The following is a 24,995-nucleotide window of genomic DNA, read 5'->3' on the forward strand; positions in this document are numbered from 1 at the left end:
AAAAAGATTGCGACAACTACCGTTGGCCTTGTTTTAATAAAAACTCGTCTTCTCCTTCAGACTTTCCAGATAGCGCTCTTCATAGTCATAGAGCGGAGTTGGGTACTGACCATCAAAGTAAGCCACACAAAGCCCGCCATTCGGAGCATCCGTCTCAATACCAACTGATTCAATGAGGCCTTCCAGCGACAGGTAGGTCAGACTATCTGCCCCGATAATCTCACAGACCTCATCAACCGTATGATTGGCCGAGATGAGCTCGCGCCGATTCTGGATATCAATGCCGTAAAAACATGGATATTTTAGTTCTGGACTGCCGATAGCCACATGGACTTCAGCAGCTCCTGCATCTCGTAGGAGCTGGACGATACGTCGGCTAGTTGTTCCTCGTACGATGGAGTCATCCACCATGACCACGCGCTTGCCCTTGACAATGCTGGAAACAGCAGATAATTTCATGCGAACTCCTTGCTCTCGCAACTCCTGTGTCGGCTGGATAAAAGTCCGTTGGATGTATTGATTTTTAATCAAGCCCATTTCATTTGGCAGGCCAGACTCTTCGGAAAAGCCAGAAGCTGCTGACAGGGAAGAATTAGGTACCCCGACAACGATATCTGCCTCATGTTGGAATTCCTGAGCCAGTCTGCGGCCCATCCGTTTGCGGGCTGCATGGACATTGACCCCGTGAATGACGCTGTCCGGCCGAGCGAAATAGACATATTCCATTGAGCAAATAGCCAGCTGGGTATCTGTCGTATAGCTGTCATAGGTCACGCCTTCATCATCGATAATCACGATTTCCCCTGGCTCAAGGTCACGCACCCATTCGGCACCCACCACTTCAAAAGCACAGGTTTCACTGGAAACGACCCAGGCCCCATTTTTCATGCGGCCGATGGACAAAGGACGAAAGCCGTTAGGATCTAGCGCAGCGTAGAGCTTGTCCTCTCTCATGATGAGATAGGCAAAGCCGCCCTGAACTCGTCTCAAGGACTCTTTGAGCTTGTCTAAGAAATTTTCCTGCTTGCTGTGGCGAATCAAGTGCATGAGAATTTCCGTATCAGACGAGCTGGCAAAGATGGAACCCTTCTTTTCCAACTCCCGTCTCAGTGAATGGGCATTGGTCAGATTACCATTATGTGCCAAACCCATCTGCATATCATAGAAACTGAAGAAGAAAGGCTGGACATTGTTGATGGAGGCCCCACCAGACGTTGCATAACGGACATGGCCGATGGATGCTTCTCCTGTCAGATTATCCAAATCTGCTGGGTTCTTAAAGACCTCTGCAACCAGTCCCAAATCGCGGTGGCGTTTGAGCTTTCCATGGTCGTTTGACAGGATGCCTGCTCCTTCCTGACCTCGGTGCTGCAGACTATGGAGTCCAAAATAGGTGACCTGAGCCGCCTGTGGATGACCCCAGATTCCAAAAATACCGCACTCTTCATTCAGTGACTTTACTTCGTATGTCATTGTTTTACCTAAATTCTTTTGTCTTGTAAAAGGGAGAAAACCTGGCCTAACTGGCCAAGCAGACTCCTTTTTTGATTGCTTGCTCTTGCAAGCCAACTTTATTCGTGACTCGCTTGGAAATAACGAACGGCGCTTTCAAACAATTTCTGGTCTTTCTGACCTGGAATATTTTGGAAAAGACCGTCTTCATAACGTTCTGAGTGGCCCATCTTCCCGATGATTTGGCCGTTCTTACTCATAATTCCTTCGATAGCGTAGAGAGAGCCGTTTGGATTATACTTACTATCCATGCTTGGCTGACCGTCAAAGTCCACGTACTGACTCCAAATCTGACCATTATTGCGCAGCTCAGCAAACTCCTCAGCCGTCACGACAAATTTTCCTTCACCATGAGAAACCGGAATGGCATGGATATCTCCCACTTGCACACCAGCTAGCCAAGGCGAGTTGGTATTGGCAATGCGGGTTTCAACCATCTTAGCCACGTGCTGGTTGGCATCATTGTAAAAGAGAGTAGGACTGCTAGCACCTGCTTCTTCAAAGTTTCCGTAAGGAAGAAGACCAGATTTTACCAGAGCCTGGAAGCCATTACAGATACCAATGATGAGACCGCCGCGAGCAATGAAAGCATCAATGGCTTTCTTGACCTTCTCGTTGAGAAGGATATTGACGATAAACTTAGCGGATCCATCTGGCTCATCTGCAGCAGAGAAGCCGCCTGCAAAGAAGATGATATTGGCCTTGTCAATGTTGTCAACCATGCTGTCTACGGACTTGACAATGGCTGCTTCATCCAAAGTAACGAATGGAACTAGATTGACTTTAGCTCCAGCTGCTTCAAAAGCTTTGGCTGAGTCGTATTCTGAGTTAGTTCCAGGAAAGACTGGGATATAAACCAGCGGCTCCTCTACTGTCTCTTTGGCTTTGATAACTGTATCAGCGACAAGAGCTGGCACTTCCTCAATAACTGTTTCCTGTTTAAATTCTGTCGGGTAAATAGGCTCTAGTCGGCCTTCAAAGCTTGCCAAAAGCTCTGCTCCCTCAAGCTGGACACCATTGACAATCAGTGTAAAGTCTGGCTTGGTCTGACCAATCTTCACTGCACCTGGAATATCCTGCTCAGGACTGGTAAAGACAAATCCGCCCAGTTGCGCCTGTAAAACGGAAGGCAAGTCAGCAACATCCACTTGAGCACCAATACGATTACCAAAGCTCATCAAGGCCAGACTCTCTGCTAGGCCACCGTATTTGACAGCGGCAGCGGCGGTAATCTCATACTTGGCCTGAATATCTGCAAAATTTTCAAAGTTATTCTTGATTAAGTCAAAGTCAATATCCTGAGATAGGACCTGTCCTGGCAGATAGTAGATGGACTCTCCTGCTGCCTTAAACTCTGGAGACAGGATGCGCCCAGCAGTAGAAGTAGTCACGCCAAAAGCTACTAAGGTCGGCGGTACGGTCAATTCTTCAAAGGTTCCGCTCATGGAATCCTTGCCACCAATAGACGGCAAACCTAGCTGAATCTGTGCTTCAATCGAACCAAGCAGAGCAGAGACCGGCTGCCCAAAACGCTCAGCCTGCTTGTCCATCCGCTCAAAGTACTCCTGATAAGAGAAGCGAGCCTTGGACCAGTCCGAACCAGCAGCAACCAAGCGAGCTGTCGCTTCAATCACTGCATAAGCTGCTCCATGATAAGGAGACCAAGCTGCCACATAAGGATTGTAGCCCTGCGCCATCACAGATACAGTCTCAGTCTTGCCATGCTCAACTGGCAGCTTCTGCACAGAAGCCTCAGTCGGCGTGATTTGGTAGCGCCCGCCGATAGGATGATTGACAGTAGGCGACCAACAGAGCTGTCAAAGATCGTCTGTAGCCCCTTTTGACTGGTATGATTGAGGTCGCTGAGTAAGCTCTTGAGGTCCTGTTCCAGACTTGCTTCAGAAGTCACAGCCTGCCCTGGCAGTACTTCTTGGACATCCACAACCTTAGCATCCACAACCACACGCACACCATTGGTATCCAGAAAACTCCGCTCAATATCCACGATAGTTTCCCCGTTCCAGTGCATGACTAGATTTGGCTTTTCCGTCACTTTAGCCACAACGACTGCCAGCAGATTTTCCTTAGCTGCTGCAGCGATAAATTGTTCCACATCTTCTGGGCGTACCACTACTGCCATCCGCTCCTGTGATTCAGAAATCGCGATTTCTGTACCGTTAAGTCCTTGGTATTTGAGTGGTACCTTGTCAAGGTCAATTTCCAGTCCATCCGCCAATTCACCAATAGCTACGCAGACCCCACCAGCCCCAAAGTCATTGGATTTCTTAATGAGGCGAGTTACATTGCCATCGCGGAAGAGGCGCTGAATCTTGCGCTCCTCTATAGCATTTCCTTTTTGTACTTCTGCGCCAGCCGTCTCCACAGACGCAGCTGTCTGTACCTTGGATGATCCAGTGGCACCGCCGACACCATCACGGCCCGTCTTGCCTCCCAGCAAGATAACCACATCACCTGCTGCTGGCTTTTCACGGACAACATTTTCCTTAGGAGCCGCACCAACAACTGCACCTAGCTCCATCCGCTTAGCTACAAAGCCCGGATGGAAATACTCACGAACATAGGTCGTTGCTAGACCAATTTGATTCCCGTAAGAAGAATAGCCATGCGCTGCAGTTTTTGAAATGACCTGCTGAGGGAGCTTGCCAGCTCGCGTTTCAGAAATTGGTTGGGTAATATCGCCCGCACCAGAAATCCGCATAGCCTGATAAACATAAGAACGGCCAGAAAGCGGATCACGAATGGCTCCTCCGATACAAGTCGCAGCCCCACCAAAGGGCTCAATTTCTGTTGGGTGGTTGTGAGTTTCATTTTTAAACATCAGCAGCCAAGGCTCCTTGACACCATCCACATCCACTTCAATCTCTACTGAGCAGGCATTGATCTCATCAGACACTTCCATGTCATCCAGACGGCCATTAGCTCGCTCGTAGCGACCAAAAATAGTCGCCATATCCATGAGGGTCTGCGGTTTGTCCCCACGTCCCAGCTCATCTCGCATAGCCAAGTATTTATCATAAGTAGCCTGCAGCTGCTTTTCAAACTTAGAAGCTGAAAAATCAATCTTCTTCAACTCCGTCTCAAAGGTCGTATGACGACAGTGGTCGGACCAGTAAGTATCTAAAACCTTGAGTTCGGTCTCCGTCGGGAAACGACCAATCGATTTGAAATAGTCCTGAATAAAGAGCAAATCCGCTACTTCCATTGCCAGACCATGCTCCTGCTTGTAGGCCTTAAAGTCCGCTTCCGTATAGTCCTTAAAGAAATCCAGAACCGGAATGGTCTTGTCGGACTCGGAGAATTGCTCCAGCTGGATAGGTTGCTCAATATCTTTAAAGCGTGAATCAACTGGATTCAGCAAGTATTTCTTGATTGCTGCCAACTCGCTGTCTGAGATGTCTTTATTGACCAAATAAAGCTGAGCTGTCCTCACCAGCACATCGGTCCCAGCACCGAGCAAAAAGAGAGCCTCCTGAGAGCTGGCTGCCCGCTGGTCAAACTGACCCGGCAGCGCTTCGATGGCAAAAAACGCTGTCTCTGCAAGTGCAGCCTCTACTTCCTCCGCCGTCAGCAATCTATCTGTCACCTGCTCGGAGAAAATATGCTTTTCAGCACGATCAACCAAATCTTCTGCCAGATGAAAGACATCATAAACTTGAATCATCCGAAGATCTGACAATGTTTTCAACTGAAGATTATGTGTCAGCTCTCTCACCAAGCTCTGTGACTTCACACCGAAGTTACTCTTCTTCTCTACAAAAATACGCTTGTCCATGATTTTTCACACCCTGTCCTTACTTAATCGCCTGCAATTTTTCCCAAACAACCTGATAGACATCTGTCAGTTCACCCAAACCTCTACGGAAAACATCCTTGTCCATGTGATGGCCTTCCGCATCCCAAAGACGGCAATTGTCTGGTGAAAATTCATCTGCCAGAATAATCTTGCCATCTTTATCAAAGCCGAACTCTAACTTGAAATCAATCAATTTCAGTCCGATTTGGCGGAACCAGTCTGACAAGAGCTCATTGATCCGACGAGTCTCCTCTTTCAAAAAGGCAATTTCTTCGTCGCTAGCAATCTTCAAGAATTTCACATGTTCGTCATTGATAAAAGGATCATCCAAATCGTCATTTTTGTAGTAAAATTCCACAATCGGAGTTTCAAGCGAGATGCCCTCTTCTACTCCAAAACGTTTGGAAAAAGAACCCGCTGTGTAGTTGCGCAGCACCACTTCCAAAGGAATAATCTCTACTTTTTTATTTAGCTGATCCGTATCCGAAACCTTCTCAATAAAATGCGTCGACACACCAGCTGCATTGAGTTTCTCAAAAATAAAAGATGAAATCTGGTTGTTGAGCACTCCTTTACCAGCAATCTGCTCCTTCTTGACCCCATTAAAGGCCGTTGCCTGGTCCTTGTAGCGTGCCAGAATGACTTGCTCATCATCTGTAGAGAAAATATCCTTAGCTTTTCCCGAATATAACAACTTATTAGACATTTTAATATTCGCCTTTCGTGGTTTTATACCCTCATTTTATCATCTTTGAATACATTTTACAAGAAATTCCGTATAAACTTTCTGTATCCAATTAAAGAAATCGTTTCCTTTCCAAGATACAAAAAAAGACCGGAAGATACCGATCTTTGATTTTTAATGTTGCTTCTTCAGTTTCTCATGGATATAAAACACCACATCGGAAATCGTTTTGAAGTTATCCATATCCTCATCAGGAATCTCAATATCAAAAGCTTCTTCCAGATTGATGATAAATTCCATCAAATCCACAGAGTCCACTCCCAGCTCCTCTTTCAAGCTCAGTTCTGGAGTGATATGCAGCTTCCTGCTGTCATGTTCTTGAATGATTTCGACAATTTTTGCATAAATTTCTTTTTCGCTCATGGTTACTCCTTTGCATCTGAAAATTCAATAACCGATTTACCAACAACATCTGTTTCCAACATGGTCCGAATTTGACGAATCGTGCTATAAACAGCCTTAGCATCGCTAGAGCCATGCGTTTTGACAACAGGCGCTTTCAAGCCGAATAGAACTGCACCGCCTGCACTAGAATAGTCCAGACTATTTTTGAGTCCTCGCAGGCTGTCCTTGAGCAGCCAAGCTCCCAATTTAGCCTTGAAACCACCGCCTAAAATAGATTTCTTCAGCTGACCCATGATACTGATAGCAGTTCCTTCGATTGATTTCAGAACAGCATTACCAGTAAACCCATCTGCAACAACAACATCCGCTACATCATCCATCAAATCACGCGCTTCTACATTGCCGATAAAGTTAAGTGTTGAATCCCCAGCTAAAAGCTCATAGGCTTCCTTGCGCAGAGGATCGCCCTTGCTGCTTTCCGTTCCGTTATTCAAGAGACCCACCCTCGGCTTCTTGATTCCTCGGACATTTTCAGCATAGAAAGAACCCAAAGTCGCATACTGGTGTAAATGATGGGCTGTGTTTTCAGCATTGGCTCCCAGATCCAGCATATCAAATCCCTGACCGTCAACCGTTGGCATAGTAGATAAGAGACCCGGTCGGTCAATATTCTTGATACGCCCCACGATAAAGAAACCTGCCGCCAAAAGCGCTCCAGTATTTCCAGCAGACAGCATTGCATCTGCTTCCCCTGCCTTCACAGCCTTGGCTGCCAGCACCATACTAGCCTCTTTCTTCTGACGGATGGCCTTGGTCGGCTCGTCGTCCGAGTCAATCTTTTCCTCCGTGTGGATGATGCGGACCCGCTCACCAGCAGTCAGATAGGGCTTGATTTTCGCTTCGTCGCCATAAAGGAGAATTTCAATATCCGAAAACTCCTGTACCGCTCGATTGGCTCCTTCCACCAGAGCCTGAGGGGCATTATCCCCTCCCATAGCATCAACAGCTATTTTTTTCATTCGATTTATTCCTCGTTCTTATCTTTTAAAATGCTTCCCCAGTCCCCCAGAGAATCTATAAATTTTTTGGATTTGAGATGGATGCCGACATATTCATCATAGAGCAGGTCGATAAAATCCCGCAACTGCTTTTTAATATCTGGCTTCAAAGAAATGGTCTCCAATTCGCTAAAGCGGACCGCCTGAAACTGGTCCAGCAGAAAAGGAAGATTGGGATTCAGATGGCAGCGCCGTTCATCCTGATGGTAATGATCAGGGCAAAGAACTCCGCTATATTTGAAAGAGAAGTCAAAAGGCAGACCCGTTCGATGACAAAAAGCACAGTCATGGAAGTTCAGCGAAACTCCAAAACGTGACAAAATCTGAATCTCAAAGATATTGGTCAGCACTTCATAGTCCAGACCATCATTCATCAGCTCCAGGGTTTTCTGCAGAAAAGCAAAGAGCGCCGGATCCGGCTGATTGTCCTGAAGACTGGCATCTGCCAAGGCCGCCACATAGCTGGCATAGGCCATGATGAATAAATCCTCATTGATGCGATGGTAGGTAACCACATCCTGATAGTCCTCGATATAGCTAAGACCATCATCATTGATTTTCATCAGTAAGTTCGCCGCAGTCAAAGGCTGAATGACGGGTGCTAGCTTGGATTTACCAGCATGCTTGACGAAAAACATACGCTTGCCAGCCTGTTCCGTAAAGATCTTGACCAACTTATCATCCTCACGGAAATTGCGGTTATAGAGAACCAGACCTTGACTTGTTAGAGATTTAAGCATAGTCCTCCATGTAGTCCTTGAGGCGTTTCAGAGCTTCTCGAATCGTTTCCATACTAGCCGCGTAGGACAGGCGGATATAGCCTTCCCCGTATTGACCAAAAGCCGCCCCCGGGATAAAGGCCACGGCCTTCCTCTCTGCAAAATCCTGCAGAAAGGCGAAAGAATCTTGATTATAACCATCTGGTATCTTAGCAAAAATATAAAAAGCTCCATCTGGTTTGATAATCTTAAAGCCTAGCTCTGCCATTTTCTCTATGATATAATCGCGACGCTGGATATACTCAGATTTCATTGGTTCCGCATCATCTTTCCCAACTGTCAGAGCTTCAATGCCGGCAAACTGAGCCATGGTATTGGCCGCTGTTACGAGATACTGATGGCTCTTAATCAGCTGAGCAGTGAAAACTGCGGGAGCAAAGATAAAGCCCAACCGCCAGCCAGTCATGGCATGGGATTTAGACAGGCCGTTGATGACAATGGTTTGGTCTGGCAGATACTGCGCGATGGAGACATGCCCCTGCTCTGTATAGGTCAGCTCAGAATAGACCTCATCACAGACCACAAAGACTTGGTATTTTCCTAGGACATCCGCCAGAGCTTTTATCTGCTCCCGCGAATAAGTCACGCCGGTCGGATTGGCTGGATAATTAAGAATGACCGCTTTTAGCTGCTCGCCCTGTTCTAAAATAGCCGCTTCCAGCATCTCTGGAGTGAGGACAAAGTTATTGGCCGTTGTGTCAATCTCGACAATCTCCGCCCCCACTAGATTGACAATGGGCTCATAGCCTGGATAAGCAGGAGCTGGCAGCAAGACCTTGTCACCTTCTTCCAGAATGGCTGTCAGTGTAGCCGACAAGGCCTCTGTTGCCCCGATAGTGATTAAGACCTCATCTTCTGGGCGATAGTGCAGATTGTACTTTTCTTTCATAAAGCTGCTGGCCGCCTGACGCAGCTCCAAGAGACCGCTCATGCCAGTGTAGTGGCTTTGATTAGCATCAATCGCTGCCTTGGCTGCTGCTTTGATATGATCCGGTGTCGTAAAATCCGGCTCCCCTAAGGTCAGCCGAAGAACCCCAGGAATAGCAGAAATTGATTGGTCGAACTGACGAATCAGTGAAATTTCTATTTTTCCTAAGTTTTTATTAAATTTCTTACTTAAATCCATACATACCTCCAGCCGCTCAATAGAACTATTATACTATAAATGCAGAAGCATAGCAAAAGCTATTACATGATTTCTTATGCAGAAAAAGGACTAAGCTTGCACTCAGTCCCTTTTTTCCTTGCCTTAAAATTCTTTACTGCTAGATAATGGATATAACCACATCTCACGTGACTGACCAATCAACGAGTCGGAGTATAGGTCAATTCCTTGCCATGCTTGGCCAGAAAATCTCCCAGTTCTGAATCAGGAATCTGCCGCAAATAAAGGTTAGAACGAATCGTATCATCTTCCTCACGACAGGTTGAGAGAACTAAATACCGGTCACTCGCCTTAATCTGGATCTTAGGATCCTTAGTACGAGCAGCCTCATAGATATTTTTAAGCTGAGTCGTAAAGTCCTCGTCGTCCTTAAACTCCGTCCGATAAAAAGCCGTCTCTTCCGGCACGATGACCAGTCCCATAGCTTGATAATAATACTTACGCTCAGGAGTCTCAATCACCACATATCTATGTTTGTCAAAATAATCCTGACGATCATAGTAGTTGACATCATTAAACATGCGATGGTCTCCTGCCTTGCTGCCCCGAGCATGAGCGAAAAGCCAGGTAAGTCGATCACTGAAATCTTTATGATTATCTTTATCCATGAAGACCGCACCCATATAAGGCTCATGATTGCCTTCAAAGGTCTTCAGCAGATAAGTTTCATTATCTTTCGTTTGCACCACCGGCTCATCCAACTGTGTACCAGGAGCATAGACATAGCCTATCGTTTCTGAATTCACAGCCTTCAGTTTAGCAAAACGCTCTGCTAAATAATCCTTTTCTGTCTGACTGGAATCTGCTGTAGAAGAGCTTAACGTTTCAATCCTGCTGGGAGGCGAAACTCGAGGCTTACTGCCTGTTCCTGAGGAACGAAAAGCATAAAAAACAGAAAAAATAACCAGAACAATCAACAGGAGGCAGATGCCAACAACAAGGAGCTGTTTCTTATTCGAAGCTTGACTCCTATCTTTTTCTTGCATAATTTAAAAATCCTTTATTTTTCATTTTTGATAAAAAATATCACCGAACGAAGGCTCAGTGATATTTAAGCGTTAGCACAAATTAAAGACAAGGTTATTTAACTGCACTTGTTTTAGGAAGTGACTTGTCTTCAGAGTTTTCCTCATTTTCCTTGTTTTCTTCTTTTACTTCCGGAGCTTTTTTTGCTTTATTTTCTGATTTTTTAGTCCTCCTTTTACCTGCTGCTGAAGAGGATGCCGCCGAAGATTGAGACGGTACCGGAAAAGTCGGAACTGATGAAGAGGCTGTGGAGTATGGTGCTGCCGAATAAGCCGGTGTAGATGGATCTGTAGTAGACGGTGCCGCTGAAGACTGATCCGCATTAGCCGACTCTCCTTCACCAATAACAAGAACTTTGTTACCAGCCTGATCCTCCATCACTGAACTCTTGCCAACTGGTGCTTTCTTAGCTTCAGCAACTTGCTGATCCAGAGCTGATTGTGCGTCTCTATAGGCCTGCAGTTCATCCATAATTTTGCCGGATTCTGCGTCCGTACTCCCTTGGGGAACTTCATTATTATCAATGTCATTAACCCAAAGACTGCCTGTACCCTCAGCAAATACTGGTGCAGCAGCCGCAAAAAGAGAAAGGGCTACAGCACTTGAAAGTAAAACCTTTTTCATTATCTCATCTCCTCTTTACTTTTCAAAAATAATTGTAACTCCCCGTTACCTAATATTACCTACTATTAAGTATAGTTCGAACTCTAAAAAAAGTCAAGAATTTTACTACATAAAAATTTCTAAAATCAAAGAATACCAAGGGATGAGACAAATTGTTAATTTACCAACTATTTAAATGGTCATTTATTTATATTTGAAACATCAAGTAGTTTGAGTCTTCTTTTAAAGTTGATGTTAGATTTTTTTAAAAAAAGTAGGAATGAAATAAAAAGAAGCTAGGAATCAAACTTCCCAGCCATATATATCAGATTATTTTTTCCCTATTTCAAATAAGGGTGACAGTGGCCGTTTCTCATGAATACGGACAATGGCTTCCCCTAGAAGATACGCAATGGAAATCTGATCAATCTTATCAATCAAGCGCTCTTGAGGTAGATAAATCGTATCCAACACAACCAATTTTTTAATCGCCGACTTTTGGATATTATCCATAGCCGGACCAGACAAGACTGGATGCGTACAGCTAGCATAGACTTCTACAGCCCCCGCATCAGCCAGAGCATCAGCCGCGTGACAAATAGTCCCTGCTGTATCAATCATATCATCAATTAGAATACAAGTTTTTCCTTCCACCTTACCAATGATGTTCATGACTTCACTGCTATTCATCTTGTCTACACTGCGACGCTTATCAATAATCGCAATCGGAGTTTTCAGAAACTCTGCTAACTTACGGGCCCGACTCACACCACCATGGTCAGGACTGACTACCACATAGTCGCCCCCTGTCATATTACGGCGCTCAAAGTAATCAGCAATCAAAGGTGCACCCATCAAGTGATCTACTGGAATGTCAAAGAAGCCCTGGATTTGCGCTGCGTGCAAGTCAATAGTCAGCATCCGATCCACACCAGCAATTTCCAACATATTAGCAACTAATTTAGATGTAATTGGCTCACGAGCTCTGGCCTTGCGATCCTGTCGAGCATAACCATAGTAAGGCATGACAACATTGATGGATTCAGCGCTGGCCCGTTTCAAAGCATCTACCATAATCAAGATTTCCATCAAATTATCATTGACTGGCGAGCTGGTAGACTGCAAAATAAAGACGTGTTTCCCACGAATAGATTCTTCAATATTCACTTGAATCTCTCCATCAGAAAACTGACGGACAGTTGATTTCCCAAGTGGCAATCCAATCTCTTGAGCAACACGCTGCGCTAATTCTTGATTAGAAGAAAGAGCAAAGAGTTTTAAATCAGAAAAAGACATGATTCCCTCCAGATTCTAAATTGTCTTTCATTGTCCAATTACAACTTTTCCCAACTACCATTGTAACTTTTTTCAGTTGATTTTTCAATTAAAAATAAAAAACGCCAGAGGCGCTTTTTACTGATTAGTTCGGATAGATATATGAAACTGTACCTTGTGCAGTTGTTGGGTTAAACCATCCACGGTAGTTACCGATTGATTGTTGTCCAAGGTAGTTTGCTTCTGATACTTGGATGCTTGTAGTAGATTGAACAGCTGTTACTACTGCAACGTGTCCGTATCCACCGTCAGTCCAACATGCAATTGCGCCAACTTCTGGCTGTGAACCAACACGGAAGCCTGCTGCTGCTGCGCTTGCTGACCATTGTCCACCATTACCCCAGTAATCGCCAGCCCAAGGAGCTAATGTCTTAGCACCCCAAGTACATTGACCTACTGGATAAGAAGAGGCAGATGAGCTATAAACTGGTCTATTCGCACGAGCAACAGATTGAGTTACTGCAGGTGCTGCAGGTGCTGCCGCAGCTGGTGCTGCCGCAGATGAAGGTGAATTAACAACTGCTTGGACCTGAGCTTGCAGCGTAGTATTTCCTGAAGCTTCAACTGCTTGACGTTGTGCTTCTTGCTCTGCTTTATAAGCTGCTTCACGAGCTGCTGCTTCAGCTGCCGCTTTTTCAGCTGCCGCTTTCTCTTCAAGAAGTGAATTCTTTTCACCTTCAGCAGTTGCTTTTTCAGCTGCAAGGCTTGCTTGAGCTGCTTTCAGTTCTGCTTGTTTTGTTGCCAAAGTTTGTTCATCATCAGCTAACTTTTCTTGGTTGGCAATAACAGTATTAATAGCTTCGTTATTTGCAACTTGCTTTTCAGCAATTGCTTCTTTATCTTTCTTTTGTTGTTCCAGCATCTTGTTATTTGCTGAAACAATTTCACTCATAGCTGCTACACGAGAGATAGCTTCTGTGATAGAGCTAGAATTTACAACTGTATTGATGTAGCTAGTAGCAGTTCCGTTTGTTTGGGCACTGCGTGCTTGATTGGCAAGAGACTCATTACGAGCTACGATATTTTTAGACAGTTCGTCAATCTCAGCAGACAGTTTTGCAGATTCAGCAGACAGTTTTTCATTTTCTGCTTTAAGATCTTCTTGTTGCTTTTGAATAGCAGATACTTGGCCTTGAATCTCATTGACTTGTGTCTGAGCTGATTGTTGTTGCTCTGTCAAACTATTAATCTTGCTGTCTTGTGCAGCAATCTTTTCATCAGTTGTCTCCGCTTTAACGCTCACAAGTGCAGCTCCTTGTGAAAGGATAACTGTACTCAATAAAATTGATGTGAGTAGTTTTTTCTTCATAAAAATAATACACTCCTTCTTATAAGACATTATCTAGTATACCAGAAAATACCGTATCATATGTTACGCATTTGTTACATTTTTATTTCTTGTTTATCATAAATATATTTTTTCGAAAATAGGCTGAAAAATGAGGAATATCAAGCTATTGAGGAGTATAGTCGGTACTAAACTGCTAAGGACAAAATCTTGTAAATTCAGACTAGAAAGATTCAAAAATACTGCAAAAGCAAAGCTGGTTAATTCAAATAAAAATACAAGAATCAAAACAGATAAAAAGCGAGTAAATTTATTTAAAAGCATAGTCGAACTAGACTGACAAACCAAGAGACTTAAAAGAGGAAAAAGAATAAGAGCAATACCGATGGTATGAAAATAGTAAACATCGTAAATCAGCCCCAGACAGCAAAATAAGAGAATATTGTAGTTTTTAGAGAGGTTGATGGACACAAAAAGCATGAAAATAAAGATAAAATGACTGACTAAATGCCATTGTAAAGGCAGAATATTAGCCAGAAAAGTCGAAATCTGCCCGTCGATCAATAAAACAAAAAATAAAATAATAGGAGTCAAAAGATGTTCTTTAATATCTCTCATATCAGTTCCCTACCAACATTACAGCACGGATATCCGACAAATCAGCAGCCGGCTTAACCAGGACAACCTTGTTTAACTGATCCTTAGCCTCAGACACAGAAAGCACCTTACCAACAGGAATATTTTCTGCATTATAAGCACCCAAGCCACTAGTTTCCACCTCATCTCCCTCTTTTATATATTCAGCACTATTTAACTGACTGATGATATAAGCAGAGTTTTTTGCATCATAACCAGTAATAATCCCATAAACTGGACCAGACTTAGTTTGAATTCTAACAGAAATTTTAGTTGAGCTTTCCTCGTTAGTCAGTAGAGAAACTAAGCTAGACTGACTATTAGTTTCAGAAACACTTCCTACTAGGCCACCATTAGCGACTACTAGCATAGCATCTGTCACATTATCAGATGTCCCCTTGTCGATAGTCAGCTCATTTTTCCAGGATGCTGGCGTACGGGCAATCACTTCGCTGGCAATTTGAACTTGATTTTTATCAGCCTCTTTAAATTCCAGAAGTTTTCGCAACTGCTCATTCTCATCTTCTAAGGAATCTGCCTTCCCAGCCTTTTCCTCAACCTCATAAAGATTTTTCTTGAGCTGTTGATTCTCTCTGTAAGTAGACATCAAATCTGACATTTCTCCCTTTTTATCAGCTACAAAAGCAAAAGGAGAGCCGACAAGTCTATCTACAAATGAAATAATATTTGAAGTAGTTGATACAAACCAACTAGAAGAGGTAGATAGGATGAGTATCGTCATTGCAACAACTAATACAAAAAAAGAACTCAGAAACTTAGATTTTTTAAATCGATTCATCAGAAAAACCTCACTAAACAGGACGAGAAAGTATAAGAAAAGGAGATAGCAAATGCTAAACTCCTCATTATACGGAGAATGGGGGATTCGAACCCCCGCGCCGGTTACCCGACCTAACGATTTAGCAAACCGTCCTCTTCAGCCTCTTGAGTAATTCTCCAATATTTTATGGGCACGAGTGGACTCGAACCACCGACCTCACGCTTATCAGGCGTGCGCTCTAACCACCTGAGCTACGCGCCCAAGTTCGAAAACTTGGTATGAACTTTCGTTCAAAGCGGGTGACGAGAATCGAACTCGCGACAACAGCTTGGAAGGCTGTAGTTTTACCACTAAACTACACCCGCATTTCCAATACGATGATGTATGGCGCGAGACGGAATCGAACCGCCGACACATGGAGCTTCAATCCATTGCTCTACCAACTGAGCTACCGAGCCAACTATTGCGGGAGCAGGATTTGAACCTACGACCTTCGGGTTATGAGCCCGACGAGCTACCTAGCTGCTCCATCCCGCGTCAATACTATTCGTCCCTAAGGAGGATGTGGGATTCGAACCCACGCACGCTTTTACACGCCTGACGGTTTTCAAGACCGTTCCCTTCAGCCGGACTTGGGTAATCCTCCAAGATAACACTATGGACCTTGTAGGACTTGAACCTACGACCACTCGGTTATGAGCCGAGAGCTCTAACCAGCTGAGCTAAAGGTCCGACAAGATCATTATAGCGGCGAAGGGGATCGAACCCCCGACCTCCCGGGTATGAACCGGACGCTCTAGCCAGCTGAGCTACACCGCCATCTATCGGGAAGACAGGATTCGAACCTGCGACACCTTGGTCCCAAACCAAGTACTCTACCAAGCTGAGCTACTTCCCGAACTTAAGTTATTACTTAATGCACCCTAGAGGAGTCGAACCTCTAACCGCCTGATTCGTAGTCAGGTACTCTATCCAGTTGAGCTAAGGGTGCTCATCTTCTTCTACTGCCTCTTACAAGTCTATGCCGAGGACCGGAATCGAACCGGTACGATCGTTAATTATGATACTTCGGCGCTAGCACAATCACCTTCTGCTTGCCTCGTGCAATCTGCTCAGTCAAAGCACTCATCTGCTCTTCCTTATCCGTTAAGTAGAGAAGATTACCCTTAGAGAGGTTCCAAGTAATTGGTTCAACCGTCTCCATATCCAGTCCTAGTGGTACCAAGCCCTGATTATAAGCTGCTTGGACACTAGCCCGGCTATAGAAGTCCGTCTCTGTCAACTCCTCTGGCACCATCGGAATAGCACTTGGTCGCTGTCCAGTCCAAGCTTCTTGGAGAGAAGCGACTTCTTGACGCAGGTTGTTGAGGACTTGGGCATCATTGGAACCCGCTACTGGTAAAGCTAGCTGGATGACATCAACCTCGTCACGCTTCATGAGCGCCCGACCCTTGATGTCTTCCATCGTTTTCGCTAGTGGGGTAGAGCCCACGATAGAGCGGACTTCTCCGAAATCATTCTGTGGCAGACTCAGCTGGTGCTTGAAGTTGGCGTAGAACTGGGCCCGAAGGTTGGACTGACGGCCAGCTGTCACCAAGAGGTGAACACCGATGCTGAGACCTTCACGGGAGATCCGTACCAAGAGCTTGAAGAGCTCCGCTTCATAAGCTTCTTCCCTCATAGATTCATAGCTATCAAGTAAGATGACAATAGCCGGCTCTTGCTGACCGCTAGCCTGACGGTAGAGCTCTAGTGTACCAACACCGTAGTCGGACAAGAGCTTCTTACGCCGGTTGAGCTCCCGCTCCATGATGCGTACAAACTTGGCAATCTTCTCCGTCTGATCCAAAAGCAAGGTGTCGGCCACCTGTGGTAATTGGCCTAGTGGTGCCAGACCATTGGTCCCGAAGTCCATTAGATAGAGTGTGACATCTTTGGGACTGAACTTGCGAGCCAAATCCATGGCCGCACTTTGCAGGAAGGTTGTCTTCCCCGTACCAGGACTTCCGTAGAGCAGGATATGCCCATCCTTGGACAGGTTGACAGAGACCGGCTCTTGCTTCTGCGCCTGCGGAATATCCGCCATTCCGAGAAGAACGGAGACAGGCTTCTTTTGCTCCCAGGCTTCCTGCGGCTGGATAGGTTCCAACTCTTGCAGGGTCATCCGCTCATTAAGCGGCGGCAACCACGGCTGTGGTACCGGTGGGATTTGCTGGCTTTCTGTCAGCAATTGGATCTGACTGACAATGGCCTCCAGCTCTGTCGGTACTTCCTTGATATCTTCTGCTAGATCAAGACCTGACAGGTCTTGATTGAGCACTTCGTATTGGCCTAGGTCATTGATCAGGTAGATGGTATGGTCTTCAATTCCCATCTCATCCTTATCCGGCTGGTAGTCTGCCCCTGACCAGGCTGACTGGAAGAGTTCATAGACTTCATTATTGCCGACCTGCAGGTAGGCCCGGCCAGTCTGGGTGATCTCCGCCGCATCTGGCGTCTTAAGCATTTCCATCGAGTCCGTCCGGTCTGCCACTTTGAGCGCTAGCTTAAAGCGGGAGTTGGACCAGATCTGGTCATCCACCACCCCAGAGGGCTTCTGAGTAGCCAGGATCAAGTGGACCCCGAGGGAACGTCCGACCCGAGCGATGGATACCAGCTCCTTGATAAAGTCAGGCTGGTTGACCTTGAGCTCTGCGAACTCATCCGAGATGAGGAAGAGATGGGGCAGAGGTTCGGTTGCTTCCCCGTTTTTAAATTTCTTTTGATATTGGTTGATATGATTGACTTCAAACTCTCTGAAGAGCCGCTCCCGACGGTGAATTTCCGCATTGATGGAAGCCAGCGCCCGCATGGATTGGGCTCCGTCCAAGTTGGTAATGGTTCCCAAGAGATGGGGCAGGTTCTTGAAGAGGTTGGCCATTCCCCCACCCTTGTAGTCGATAAGGAGAAGTCTTAAGCATTTCCATCGAGTCCGTCCGGTCTGCCACCTTGAGCGCTAGCTTAAAGCGGGAGTTGGACCAGATCTGGTCATCCACCACCCCAGAGGGCTTCTGAGTAGCCAGGATTAAGTGGACCCCGAGGGAACGTCCGACCCGAGCGATGGATACCAGCTCCTTGATAAAGTCAGGCTGGTTGACCTTGAGCTCTGCGAACTCATCCGAGATGAGGAAGAGATGGGGCAGAGGTTCGGTTGCTTCCCCGTTTTTAAATTTCTTTTGATATTGGTTGATATGATTGACTTCAAACTCTCTGAAGAGCCGCTCCCGACGGTGAATCTCCGCATTGATGGAAGCCAGCGCCCGCATGGATTGGGCACCGTCCAAGTTGATGATGGTCCCCAAGAGATGAGGCAGGTTCTTGAAGAGGTTGGCCATTCCCCCACCCTTGTAGTCGATGAGCAGAAAGGCCACATCGTGTGGGTGGAAGTTGACGGCTAGACTCAGGATATAGGATTGGATGGTCTCCGACTTCCCAGATCCGGTTGTCCCGGCAATCAGCCCGTGCGGTCCATGAGCTTTTTCATGCAGGTTGAGGTAGACCAGGTCTTCCTTACCCCGCAGGCCGATAGGCACTGCCAAACTCTTATACGGCGCATTCTGTTGCCACTTTTGCAAGACTTGCAGATCCGAGAAGGTCTCTGCCCCATACATCTCCATAAAGGTGACCGTATCAGGGATCGAGCTCTTGAGATTCTGCAGGTGATTGAGCCTCCAGCTCTGTCGGTACTTCCTTGATATCTTCTGCTAGATCAAGACCTGACAGGTCTTGATTGAGCACTTCGTATTGGCCTAGGTCATTGATCAGGTAGATGGTATGGTCTTCAATTCCCATCTCATCCTTATCTGGCTGGTAGTCTGCCCCTGACCAGGCTGACTGGAAGAGTTCATAGACTTCATTATTGCCGACCTGCAGATAGGCCCGGCCAGTCTGAGTAATCTCTGCTGCATCTGGTGTCTTAAGCATTTCCATCGAGTCCGTCCGGTCTGCCACCTTGAGCGCTAGCTTAAAGCGGGAGTTGGACCAGATCTGGTCATCCACCACCCCAGAGGGCTTCTGAGTAGCCAGGATTAAGTGGACCCCGAGGGAACGTCCGACCCGAGCGATGGATACCAGCTCCTTGATAAAGTCAGGCTGGTTGACCTTGAGCTCTGCGAACTCATCCGAGATGAGGAAGAGATGGGGCAGAGGTTCGGTTGCTTCCCCGTTTTTAAATTTCTTTTGATATTGGTTGATATGATTGACTTCAAACTCTCTGAAGAGCCGCTCCCGACGGTGAATCTCCGCATTGATGGAAGCCAGCGCCCGCATGGATTGGGCACCGTCCAAGTTGATGATGGTCCCCAAGAGATGAGGCAGGTTCTTGAAGAGGTTGGCCATTCCCCCACCCTTGTAGTCGATAAGGAGAAAGGCCACATCGTGTGGGTGGAAGTTGACGGCTAGACTCAGGATATAGGATTGGATGGTCTCCGACTTCCCAGATCCGGTTGTCCCGGCAATCAGCCCGTGCGGTCCATGAGCTTTTTCATGCAGGTTGAGGTAGACCAGGTCTTCCTTACCCCGCAGGCCGATAGGCACCGCCAAACTCTTATACGGCGCATTCTGTTGCCACTTTTGCAAGACTTGCAGATCCGAGAAGGTCTCTGCCCCATACATCTCCATAAAGGTGACCGTATCAGGGATCGAGCTCTTGAGATTCTGCAGGTGATTGAGTGGCGCCAAGGTCCGAGCGATTCGCTCCTTGTCATAGCCTTCTGGAAAATGATCCAAGCGGAAGTCAATTTCTCTGAGGATTCCCTCTTCCATGACCAGCTGACCAGTGTTGCGGTCCTTGATATTGACAACCGTCTTGATATTCTCAGACAGAGAGCTCATCACATCCTGCACGAAGATCAGTGAGCAGCCCAGGTCCGTCATTTTATTTTTTTGAGGAAATAGCAGAGCAGATAAATGATTCTAAAAATATAGAATTTTCAAGGTACTGAAAGGAAAATGTCCTTGTTCCATTATACCATATGAGAGATAGGGTGGGAAAGGGAGGAGAAAAAGAAAGGCCTGAGGCAAATGACCCCAGACCTACTGTCAGCTCTATAGATTATTCCTTTTTCTTGCTATCTTCATAGAGACTGGGCGCAAATGCTTTTGTAACCATGGCTGTCAAGAAGCGAAACCTTCCCACTGCTAGACCAAAAATCGGCGCTAAAGCACGGAAGAAAAAATCCCCTCGCATAAAATAACAAAGCAGACCAGTAATCACAAAGACAGCCAAACCCTGCACCAAAACTACCAATAATATTTTCTTCATCATTCCCTCGACTTTATATAGACTATTATAGCATAAGAAAGAAATGTTAGGGAAGAAACTGGAAACTTTTGGAGAATAGCAAGGTAGAGGAATGAGGTGTAAAAGAAAACCACCTGAAAATTCCTTCAGATGGTTACAAGTATTTTTTTGAAACAAAGCAAAATCTAACTATTTCGGAAAGTCATTATATTGACTCTCCGCAATATCTACCATTTTCCGGCGATTGTAGCGTTCTTTCGAATCTTTTCCTTGAGAAATATAATAGTCGTTTTTCTGCTCACGAGTCCCCACAGGAACCTCTTTCAAGTTAGAATCAATCATACTTTTGAGCTGGGCATCTCTTTTCTCAAATGCATCCGCAACCTTATTTAAGAAACCATTGAGTCCTTCTACTGCTTCAGACAAACCTTCGGTTGTTTGAAACATTGCTCTAAACGCGCCATCAAGCAAGTCCGCTGACTCGTCTTGCACAATCGCACCGTTTTGGGCTTGTGTAAACCCTGATGAAATATAATTATGCAAGGTTGCCTCTACTGACCGAATCTGATCCATTTTAATTGTTCTTCTGCTCATTATTATTCTCCATCTCTTTCTTACGTTGCTGTTGAATTTTAAAAACCTCTTCCTGCCACTCTGTGTAGTCTTTGTAGGTATCTAGAGTTTTATTTTCGTTATAATCTTCACTAGTTACAATGTCAACTATTTTTTCACCTACAGGAGTAAACCAATGGCGTAGGGTTTGATATTCTTCTTCAGCAGTAACCAAGCCTTGACGAAATCCAATAGAACTTGTTTGTGGATTATCCTCCATATGTTTTATAATTTCTGGGTACTCTCGACTTAAATTGATCTCCTCCGACAACTTACTACCAGAATTCAAAGTCAGTCGATCTCTATCCAGTGAAGCGCCTCTTTCTTTGAGAATATCATAAAAATTTGTCCCATAAATCAAATCTCCCAATCTATATTGATAGCGTGATTCTAAATGGTGCAAGATGGGATTCTCATCTTCTATCTTATGTGTTTCTAAATTCAATAAGACAAATGTGGGACTATCTCCCTTCCACTTACGGAGCTCCAAAATTTGATAATCTTGACCATCTTGGTAAATAACGCTTCCTAAGGCCCCTAAATAGTAAGAGGAATCATATTTTTTTACCAAAGCATACAAATCCACCTTATAAGCGCTTGGTTTCTTCTGCTCAATATCATAGATGTATATATTCCAATACCAACCTTCTGATGGTCTCTCCGAAGAACTAGCTCTATCAAATCTCCGCTCATCTGTCACTAAGTAGCGCTGCCCAAGACCTCCATTTGGAAATATATCTTTGTTGGATGATTGTATCAAAACAAACTGATTTTTATCACCGAAAGTTTCAATATTTTCTATTTTTGACTTCTTAATTTCTCCATATTCAACTTTTGGTACTTTCCTATTGAACGCTATGTAACAATAGATAAAAACACCTATCAATGTAAGTCCTAGAGCCATAATGGTAATTAAGATATATTTTTTTCGAAACATTCTCAGAACCTCCCTTGGGCAATGCGATTGAAATCATCCTGAATATCTTTCTTAAGATTCTCTGCTGACTCTGCCGCCTTAGGATTTTTCTGATCTGAGGTATCCGGAATAATTGAATTCCGACCGTAATCCTGATAATGATTCCAGATTTCTTGTGCATCAAACTCCTGCATTTTATTTAGTAATGCCTTATCTCTATCTTCCTGCTTCATCCGCTCTTCATACATCATCTGGCCAACAGCTCCAATGTTGGCCGGAACATCCGGACGACCCAAAGCAAAATTCTTTGCAGAAACGCTTAAAACATCTGGCTTATTCACATTACTTTCAAATTCATTTAATTTTGCTAATGCTTCTTCTGGTGACTTCCCATCTATCAGAGCCTGACGGTAGACATGGGCACTTAAGCCATTATCTGCCAAGTCCTTCATTGTCAAGAAGGCATCCAAGTCATAAGCTGGTGTATACTCCGCTTTGACAACCTTTCCATCTTTGTTGACAGAGACACCACCCACATTAAAGATACTATATAGCTGAGCATCCTTGGCTTCTTTAATATCTTTATTAATCTTCTCAAGTTTCTCATATAACTTAAAAGGCGCTTTAAGGACACTTAGGCTTGAAACTGCAGTTGTTCGATAATCTTTTGGAACTGCATCCCTAAAATCTTTGAGATAGTCCGCAAAATCACTCGCATAATTGCTGCCTGTCTTCTTGGCAATGTCTCCGAATAAATTCACAGCTATCTTAGCTGGTACACCTCCAGGAAGCAGATAAATACCAGCTTGTGCGACATCGCCAATAAAATCAAGAACAGCTTGTTTCTTAGAGGCCTCTAACTTCTCAATCTTTTCAGACATCTGATCAAAATGAACAGACTCTGCCTCTAGATAGTTATCCACTGCAATATTGAAGGTTTGTTTTGAAATTGTATAGTTATTTGTAACGTCTGTTTCAAGCTGAGTGAGTTTATACCCAAAGCCCTGTGCAGTATACCCTAGGTCGGATAGAGTTGTTTGTGTTAATTTAATCTCGGCCCCATATGTGTTATACCTAGTACCCACATCTAACAAGTATAGACTATCAAACAAGCCTGCTAAATGGGCATGTTTCCTTAAATTAGCACTGACTTCAGCCAACTCTTCATTATTCCCCCGAATACTATCAATATAGTTCGCCATCGCCTCTGGGGTTCGTTCAGCCGGAAAATCAGGAAATAAGCGCAAGCCTTGCGCTACTGAGATATACCCCTGCTGAGCACTGGCTGCACTAAGCTTCTCCATATAGATTTTCACTTTATCCGGATCTTGCTTTTGAAGCTCACTGATAAAGGCTTCCAAATCATTGATATTGTCAGAACTGCCAAGATCTTTCACTCCTGCAAATTGAGCATAAGCATAAGCAGACATATTAGAACTGACATGGGTTGCATCCACCTTCCCCATCTCTCTAAATTTATCCCCTGAAAGAATCGCAGTAACCATAGCAGCATCTCCAGAATCTTGAATAGCATCTAACATTTTCAAATCATCTGGATTGGTTAAACGCTTTTCTGCTATTGCATTCACAACCGTGCTGGGTTCCAGCGAACCAATATAGCGTGCATTATTCAGAACTTCTAAAATTGCTTTTAATTGTGCTTGTGAGGTGTTCAAACCATCCACAAAACTCTTGTAAAATTCCTGCATGCTGCTATCAAGTTGACTGCGCTTTCCCCCTGCATCATCTAGAGCAGCTGAAGCATCATTATACACTGCTTCAGCACTAATCTTTCCACTGCCAAGAATAGTCGCGGCTGTCGTATAATGAACATCCAAACTCTTCCGAATAGCTTCAACCTTCTTTTTCTGATCTCCAACTAATTTCTGCTGAACTCCCTGTGCTCCTGCTTCACCATCTTGTGACCAAGCTTTCGTTGCAAAACCAAGCCCACTCAATCCTGTATCATAATTTTCCATGACCGCTCCAAAATAATCAAGATATCCTGGATAGATATCAAAAACTTGGTTTTGGATTGTGTTAAGTTTTTCTACAAAGGCTTTAATGACATCTCCTTCACTTCCTTTGTATTTCAATGCAAATTGATAATTTGCATTCACTACGGCTGCTTTAAATTGCTTAGAATTATCTTTTACCTTTTTCCCATACTCCCCCAACTCTTGCAGCTGGTCGACCGTTATTTTTGCCATATCTACCCTCTTCTTTCTATATCTTCATTATATCTACAACAAACTCTGCGCTTCTGCTTGCAAAGCACGATATTTCTCATTCAAATCTGCAATAACACTTGTACGTTGGCTATTAAAAGCTGTCTGAGCTGCAGTTCGAATATCATTTTCACTATCCGTCATACTTGAGTATGGTTTTCCCGATAAATGATAACCTTCTGCAATAGGGCCATCGCCTCCGAGGACATCTTCCACACTTGTTGAGACACCATTTAATGCTGCAATTACTTTTTCAATTTGCCTCATTTTCCCTCTAATCAATGCTAACTGACTAGCTCTTCCTTCTGTATCTGTTGTAACTGCTACCATTATCTTTATTTCCTCTCTATCATTAATGCTTTCATTTTACTTGCTAATCCGTCGGCTACATAGTAGTGCTCTTGCTCTTCTAACTGTGGCTCGCGGATAGGTTTATTTGTGACAGTTAGAATATTCTGATCCGTCAATCTCATTGAGACAATAGCTTGTTTATAGTTTCTAATTGTCTTAGAAACAACATCTATTTGCTTATACAGCTGGCTGCCACTCATCGAAACAGAAGCATAGCCAGCTCGCAGTCCTTTTTCCAGAATGTAAATGAGAGAGGTCTGGTCATCAAGACTCAACTCACCCATTAATTCCAGTTGATTAAATAGAACTACTGTTGCTTCATGCTGATTGTTGCGCTTTTCCAAGCGCGCCTTGATATTTTCTTCCATCGCAATAATTCCAGTCTGATATTCCTCTGGACTAGCAAGAATTGTCACACCTTCCATCTCAGGCAAATTATGATACTTCGGCGCTAGCACAATCACCTTCTGCTTGCCTCGTGCAATCTGCTCAGTCAAAGCACTCATCTGCTCTTCCTTAT

The 24,995-nt window shown here is 44.7% G+C and carries 18 protein-coding genes, 10 tRNA genes and 4 pseudogenes; all 32 read right to left on the reverse strand.

Annotated elements, in window-relative coordinates:
- Positions 1 to 33 precede the first annotated feature (33 nt).
- The 32 genes and pseudogenes from purF to SSV_RS12040 all read right to left on the reverse strand — a co-directional run bounded on the left by purF (position 34) and on the right by SSV_RS12040 (position 24,981).
- Positions 34 to 1,473: an amidophosphoribosyltransferase gene (gene purF / locus SSV_RS11055; protein ID WP_072074815.1), complete on the reverse strand. Its 1,440-nt coding sequence runs from the start codon at positions 1,471 to 1,473 to the stop codon at positions 34 to 36.
- A 98-nt stretch (positions 1,474 to 1,571) separates the two neighbouring features.
- Positions 1,572 to 5,305 (reverse strand): annotated as a pseudogene (locus SSV_RS11060) (phosphoribosylformylglycinamidine synthase).
- A gap of 19 nt (positions 5,306 to 5,324) precedes the next feature.
- Positions 5,325 to 6,032 carry a phosphoribosylaminoimidazolesuccinocarboxamide synthase gene (gene purC, locus SSV_RS11065; RefSeq protein ID WP_072074816.1) on the reverse strand — a complete coding sequence of 236 codons (708 nt, stop codon included), beginning with the start codon at positions 6,030 to 6,032 and terminating at the stop codon, positions 5,325 to 5,327.
- A 153-nt stretch (positions 6,033 to 6,185) separates the two neighbouring features.
- Entirely contained in the window at positions 6,186 to 6,434 is a 249-nt protein-coding gene (locus SSV_RS11070) for an acyl carrier protein (RefSeq protein ID WP_072074817.1), read from the reverse strand.
- A gap of 2 nt (positions 6,435 to 6,436) precedes the next feature.
- On the reverse strand, positions 6,437 to 7,435 hold the full coding sequence (gene plsX, locus SSV_RS11075; RefSeq protein WP_072074818.1) for a phosphate acyltransferase PlsX: 999 nt from the start codon (positions 7,433 to 7,435) through the stop codon (positions 6,437 to 6,439).
- Between the two features lie 5 nt (positions 7,436 to 7,440).
- Positions 7,441 to 8,214 carry a DNA repair protein RecO gene (recO, locus tag SSV_RS11080; protein WP_072074819.1) on the reverse strand — a complete coding sequence of 258 codons (774 nt, stop codon included), beginning with the start codon at positions 8,212 to 8,214 and terminating at the stop codon, positions 7,441 to 7,443.
- A complete protein-coding gene (locus SSV_RS11085; RefSeq protein WP_072074820.1) occupies positions 8,207 to 9,379 on the reverse strand; it encodes a pyridoxal phosphate-dependent aminotransferase in 1,173 nt (390 codons plus the stop codon). The genes recO and SSV_RS11085 overlap by 8 nt, the downstream gene beginning before the upstream one ends.
- Before the next feature lie 179 nt (positions 9,380 to 9,558).
- Positions 9,559 to 10,404: a class B sortase, LPKTxAVK-specific gene (srtB, locus tag SSV_RS11090; RefSeq protein WP_072074821.1), complete on the reverse strand. Its 846-nt coding sequence runs from the start codon at positions 10,402 to 10,404 to the stop codon at positions 9,559 to 9,561.
- 94 nt (positions 10,405 to 10,498) lie between these two features.
- Positions 10,499 to 11,068, reverse strand: a complete 570-nt coding sequence (locus SSV_RS11095) for a hypothetical protein (protein WP_072074822.1) — start codon at positions 11,066 to 11,068, stop codon at positions 10,499 to 10,501.
- Between the two features lie 309 nt (positions 11,069 to 11,377).
- Positions 11,378 to 12,343 (reverse strand): ribose-phosphate diphosphokinase, encoded by a 966-nt coding sequence (locus tag SSV_RS11100; protein ID WP_072074823.1) that lies wholly within the window; start codon positions 12,341 to 12,343, stop codon positions 11,378 to 11,380.
- A gap of 124 nt (positions 12,344 to 12,467) precedes the next feature.
- The gene (gene pcsB / locus SSV_RS11105; protein ID WP_072074824.1) at positions 12,468 to 13,691 is read right to left on the reverse strand and encodes a peptidoglycan hydrolase PcsB; all 1,224 of its coding nucleotides are present in this window, start codon (positions 13,689 to 13,691) and stop codon (positions 12,468 to 12,470) included.
- Between the two features lie 96 nt (positions 13,692 to 13,787).
- Positions 13,788 to 14,288 carry a rod shape-determining protein MreD gene (gene mreD, locus SSV_RS11110; protein ID WP_002898854.1) on the reverse strand — a complete coding sequence of 167 codons (501 nt, stop codon included), beginning with the start codon at positions 14,286 to 14,288 and terminating at the stop codon, positions 13,788 to 13,790.
- 1 nt (position 14,289) lies between these two features.
- On the reverse strand, positions 14,290 to 15,105 hold the full coding sequence (mreC, locus tag SSV_RS11115; protein WP_072074825.1) for a rod shape-determining protein MreC: 816 nt from the start codon (positions 15,103 to 15,105) through the stop codon (positions 14,290 to 14,292).
- 72 nt (positions 15,106 to 15,177) lie between these two features.
- A tRNA-Ser gene (locus tag SSV_RS11120) sits at positions 15,178 to 15,265 on the reverse strand.
- Between the two features lie 9 nt (positions 15,266 to 15,274).
- A tRNA-Ile gene (locus SSV_RS11125) sits at positions 15,275 to 15,348 on the reverse strand.
- Between the two features lie 33 nt (positions 15,349 to 15,381).
- Positions 15,382 to 15,452, reverse strand: a tRNA-Gly gene (locus tag SSV_RS11130).
- Between the two features lie 20 nt (positions 15,453 to 15,472).
- A tRNA-Phe gene (locus SSV_RS11135) sits at positions 15,473 to 15,545 on the reverse strand.
- Between the two features lie 5 nt (positions 15,546 to 15,550).
- Positions 15,551 to 15,624: transfer RNA gene (locus tag SSV_RS11140), tRNA-Met, on the reverse strand.
- 19 nt (positions 15,625 to 15,643) lie between these two features.
- A tRNA-Ser gene (locus SSV_RS11145) sits at positions 15,644 to 15,733 on the reverse strand.
- A gap of 12 nt (positions 15,734 to 15,745) precedes the next feature.
- Positions 15,746 to 15,819, reverse strand: a tRNA-Ile gene (locus SSV_RS11150).
- A 13-nt stretch (positions 15,820 to 15,832) separates the two neighbouring features.
- Positions 15,833 to 15,906 (reverse strand) — tRNA-Met (locus SSV_RS11155).
- A 5-nt stretch (positions 15,907 to 15,911) separates the two neighbouring features.
- Positions 15,912 to 15,985, reverse strand: a tRNA-Pro gene (locus tag SSV_RS11160).
- Between the two features lie 19 nt (positions 15,986 to 16,004).
- Positions 16,005 to 16,078, reverse strand: a tRNA-Arg gene (locus SSV_RS11165).
- 66 nt (positions 16,079 to 16,144) lie between these two features.
- Positions 16,145 to 18,034 (reverse strand): annotated as a pseudogene (gene essC / locus SSV_RS11170) (type VII secretion protein EssC); the annotation flags it as partial.
- Between the two features lies 1 nt (position 18,035).
- Positions 18,036 to 18,743: pseudogene (locus SSV_RS12035) on the reverse strand (FtsK/SpoIIIE domain-containing protein); the annotation flags it as partial.
- 16 nt (positions 18,744 to 18,759) lie between these two features.
- Positions 18,760 to 19,998: pseudogene (essC, locus tag SSV_RS11180) on the reverse strand (type VII secretion protein EssC); the annotation flags it as partial.
- Between the two features lie 181 nt (positions 19,999 to 20,179).
- Positions 20,180 to 20,392 (reverse strand): hypothetical protein, encoded by a 213-nt coding sequence (locus tag SSV_RS11185; RefSeq protein WP_072074827.1) that lies wholly within the window; start codon positions 20,390 to 20,392, stop codon positions 20,180 to 20,182.
- Positions 20,393 to 20,557: 165 nt separating this feature from the next.
- Positions 20,558 to 20,962, reverse strand: a complete 405-nt coding sequence (locus tag SSV_RS11190; protein WP_072074828.1) for a hypothetical protein — start codon at positions 20,960 to 20,962, stop codon at positions 20,558 to 20,560.
- Positions 20,943 to 21,917, reverse strand: a complete 975-nt coding sequence (locus SSV_RS11195) for a hypothetical protein (protein ID WP_072074829.1) — start codon at positions 21,915 to 21,917, stop codon at positions 20,943 to 20,945. The genes SSV_RS11190 and SSV_RS11195 overlap by 20 nt, the downstream gene beginning before the upstream one ends.
- A 2-nt stretch (positions 21,918 to 21,919) precedes the next feature.
- Entirely contained in the window at positions 21,920 to 24,106 is a 2,187-nt protein-coding gene (locus tag SSV_RS11200) for a hypothetical protein (RefSeq protein WP_072074830.1), read from the reverse strand.
- Positions 24,107 to 24,139: 33 nt separating this feature from the next.
- Complete coding sequence (locus SSV_RS11205) at positions 24,140 to 24,454, reverse strand: hypothetical protein (RefSeq protein ID WP_002901844.1); 315 nt, start codon at positions 24,452 to 24,454, stop codon at positions 24,140 to 24,142.
- A gap of 5 nt (positions 24,455 to 24,459) precedes the next feature.
- Complete coding sequence (locus tag SSV_RS12040) at positions 24,460 to 24,981, reverse strand: hypothetical protein (RefSeq protein WP_176693613.1); 522 nt, start codon at positions 24,979 to 24,981, stop codon at positions 24,460 to 24,462.
- Between the last annotated feature and the right edge of the window lie 14 nt (positions 24,982 to 24,995).

The organism is Streptococcus sanguinis, assembly GCF_001078705.1.
GTDB classification, from domain to species: Bacteria; Bacillota; Bacilli; order Lactobacillales; family Streptococcaceae; genus Streptococcus; species Streptococcus sanguinis_D.

Bases quoted from the DNA above. Each gene is read 5' to 3' on its own strand.
- purF (WP_072074815.1), bottom strand. From the start codon at position 1,473: ATGACATACGAAGTAAAGTCACTGAATGAAGAGTGCGGTATTTTTGGA.
- purC (WP_072074816.1), bottom strand. From the start codon at position 6,032: ATGTCTAATAAGTTGTTATATTCGGGAAAAGCTAAGGATATTTTCTCT.
- SSV_RS11070 (WP_072074817.1), bottom strand. From the start codon at position 6,434: ATGAGCGAAAAAGAAATTTATGCAAAAATTGTCGAAATCATTCAAGAA.
- plsX (WP_072074818.1), bottom strand. From the start codon at position 7,435: ATGAAAAAAATAGCTGTTGATGCTATGGGAGGGGATAATGCCCCTCAG.
- recO (WP_072074819.1), bottom strand. From the start codon at position 8,214: ATGCTTAAATCTCTAACAAGTCAAGGTCTGGTTCTCTATAACCGCAAT.
- SSV_RS11085 (WP_072074820.1), bottom strand. From the start codon at position 9,379: ATGGATTTAAGTAAGAAATTTAATAAAAACTTAGGAAAAATAGAAATT.
- srtB (WP_072074821.1), bottom strand. From the start codon at position 10,404: ATGCAAGAAAAAGATAGGAGTCAAGCTTCGAATAAGAAACAGCTCCTT.
- SSV_RS11095 (WP_072074822.1), bottom strand. From the start codon at position 11,068: ATGAAAAAGGTTTTACTTTCAAGTGCTGTAGCCCTTTCTCTTTTTGCG.
- SSV_RS11100 (WP_072074823.1), bottom strand. From the start codon at position 12,343: ATGTCTTTTTCTGATTTAAAACTCTTTGCTCTTTCTTCTAATCAAGAA.
- pcsB (WP_072074824.1), bottom strand. From the start codon at position 13,691: ATGAAGAAAAAACTACTCACATCAATTTTATTGAGTACAGTTATCCTT.
- mreD (WP_002898854.1), bottom strand. From the start codon at position 14,288: ATGAGAGATATTAAAGAACATCTTTTGACTCCTATTATTTTATTTTTT.
- mreC (WP_072074825.1), bottom strand. From the start codon at position 15,105: ATGAATCGATTTAAAAAATCTAAGTTTCTGAGTTCTTTTTTTGTATTA.
- SSV_RS11185 (WP_072074827.1), bottom strand. From the start codon at position 20,392: ATGATGAAGAAAATATTATTGGTAGTTTTGGTGCAGGGTTTGGCTGTC.
- SSV_RS11190 (WP_072074828.1), bottom strand. From the start codon at position 20,962: ATGAGCAGAAGAACAATTAAAATGGATCAGATTCGGTCAGTAGAGGCA.
- SSV_RS11195 (WP_072074829.1), bottom strand. From the start codon at position 21,917: ATGTTTCGAAAAAAATATATCTTAATTACCATTATGGCTCTAGGACTT.
- SSV_RS11200 (WP_072074830.1), bottom strand. From the start codon at position 24,106: ATGGCAAAAATAACGGTCGACCAGCTGCAAGAGTTGGGGGAGTATGGG.
- SSV_RS11205 (WP_002901844.1), bottom strand. From the start codon at position 24,454: ATGGTAGCAGTTACAACAGATACAGAAGGAAGAGCTAGTCAGTTAGCA.
- SSV_RS12040 (WP_176693613.1), bottom strand. From the start codon at position 24,981: ATGAGTGCTTTGACTGAGCAGATTGCACGAGGCAAGCAGAAGGTGATT.